The sequence below is a fragment of the Acinetobacter sp. YH12241 genome, from assembly GCF_013417535.1.
Taxonomy (GTDB): Bacteria; Pseudomonadota; Gammaproteobacteria; order Pseudomonadales; family Moraxellaceae; genus Acinetobacter.
This window is the reverse complement of record NZ_VPDQ01000066.1, coordinates 1-2,105: the sequence shown is the minus strand read 5'-3', so window position 1 is coordinate 2,105 and position 2,105 is coordinate 1. Positions and strand designations below refer to the sequence as shown.

1 protein-coding gene and 1 pseudogene are annotated in these 2,105 nt (G+C 33.3%); both read left to right on the top strand.

Features of this window, described 5'->3' with window-relative positions; genetic code table 11:
- Positions 1-1,482, top strand: a pseudogene (locus FTV18_RS15535) (hypothetical protein); the annotation flags it as partial.
- A complete protein-coding gene (locus tag FTV18_RS15530) occupies positions 1,472-1,990 on the top strand; it encodes a hypothetical protein (RefSeq protein WP_179989170.1) in 519 nt (172 codons plus the stop codon). The pseudogene FTV18_RS15535 and the gene FTV18_RS15530, both read left to right, overlap by 11 nt.
- Positions 1,991-2,105: the final 115 nt, after the last annotated feature.

The window sequence follows — 2,105 nt, the reverse complement described above, 5'->3', positions numbered from 1 at the left end:
GCTTTTAACTTCGGTTATTTATGGGAGGATTACCATACCACCAACCGTGATATCAACAATACCCAAGAAATTACTCGTGATCAGACCACAGGTATGCTGGATGGTTCAGTAACGATTGATCATCGATTACTGACAGAAGCTGGACGACAGGAGATTATTCAAGAACAGAAGGATTTGCCAGAGAATTTCCGTCAAAGTGCAGAAAATTTAGCACAAGCCTTACCAGCGGGTGAGTATAAAGATAAGGCTTTACAAACACTAAATAATATTCAGGCAAGGCTTTACAATTTACCAAGTGAATATAAAGAAACGGGTGTAGTTGGTGACAAAGTTGCAAGTGAATTGCTCAAACGAGGGATAGAGCCAAAAGAAGTTGAAGCTTTATTTTCTAAATTAGATTTTTTCTATGCAGCAAAAGAGTTTAGTGAAATTCAGAGTCAACTAGATACATTAGCTCAATCTGGTGTTGATTTAGAAACGATTTTTAAACAACCTAAAATAGGCGTAAATGAACAAGAAGTAATTTATGCGAAAGGAACTGACATTGAGACAAAAGTTACGACCCAAACCACAGTTGGTATGACGATATTAAGCAATATTGCTGATTTAGGAAATAATATAAAGCAGATTAGTGAAGATACTGGAGTTGATTTAGGTACTGTTCAACTTGCGGTAGGACTAATGATTTCAGGCCCAGTCCGTTTAGCAATTGAGACAGGAAAATCTTTAGCTTTAGATAGTGCGGTAGGAGCTGAAATAGCTCAAGGATTTGATGCGCTGGCGACATCATTAACTGCCGCCGCTCATGTTACCAATTCAAATACGATTAATAATTGGACTAATTCAGAGAAAGTTAAAGAAATTGAAGCCTCAACATCTGAAAATAAATTAGATGAATTGAAATTTGCAAATGAAATTGAAAAAAATAAACAAGGTGCAGAATATTTAATTAATGCTGTGGCTGGAGTTGTAGGTGCTGGAGTAGGTAAAGGTGTCACTAAGGGGAAAGATGCTGATATTGAAATAAATCAAAAGCAATCTCTTGATGTGGGATGGGTTGATAATTATGGAAATCAAAAGAAAGTCACTGGAGATGGAACCGTGGCTAGAGATCATCAGCCGTCTAAAGCTGCATTATTAAAGAGAGCTGAAGACTTAAAGGAAGCGCCCTTAACTCAAGCAGAGAAAAATCGTATTATTAATGAAGGAATGAGTGTAACTGTACCAAATGAGGTGCATGCCGCAGGTCCAACCTATGCAGGAAAAAATAATAAAGGACTCATTGAAAATGATGCAAATGATTTACAAGCAGCACAAATTAGGGATTCTGAGGCAATGATAGATAATGCAAAAAAATTAACGCCTGAGTACGTTACAAAGTTGCAAGAAGCATGTACTACATTGAGCTGTAAAAATAATGCTGATTATGATAAATTTTTGAAAAATATTATGGATGAGGAGGCGAGAAAGAATGACAAATAAGTTTATTGATCATTTAATATCACTGTTGGGTAAGTCAAATATTGATGAAAAATTAGTTGATTTTTTTGTTAAAAATCAATTTGTGAAAAGTCAAGAGGAAATTAAATTACCAATTTATGATGAAGATGGTGATTTATTGGATGAGTATAATTTTTATATTAGTAAATATGATGAGGGATTGGGTTTTATATTTACTGATGAGTCTTTTTATTTAAATCAGGAGGACAAACCCATAACTGGTGAAAAAATATACTTAACGACTATATTTTTTTATAATGATGGTGTGGAAGGCTTTTCTCAATATAAACAAGAACTGCCATTTAATTTAAAATTTTCAATGAATAAAGCTGAAATTGAAAATATGTTAGGAGTGCCATTATTTATTAAGAATGATGATGGCGTGGTTAGAAGCCAAAAATGGAAAATTGAAGATATTCCATTTACAATATATATTTCATATAACAATATAGGTGAGATTAGATATATTTCATTAAGTATTCCTTACTGATTTAGTTAAAGTCGTTCCTACCCTATTTTGAATAAAAAAGCGGTTCTTTATTTAAAATGGAGCTACATTAATAGTTTTTAAGGTAATCCTTCAATAAATAACCGAAGTTAAAAGT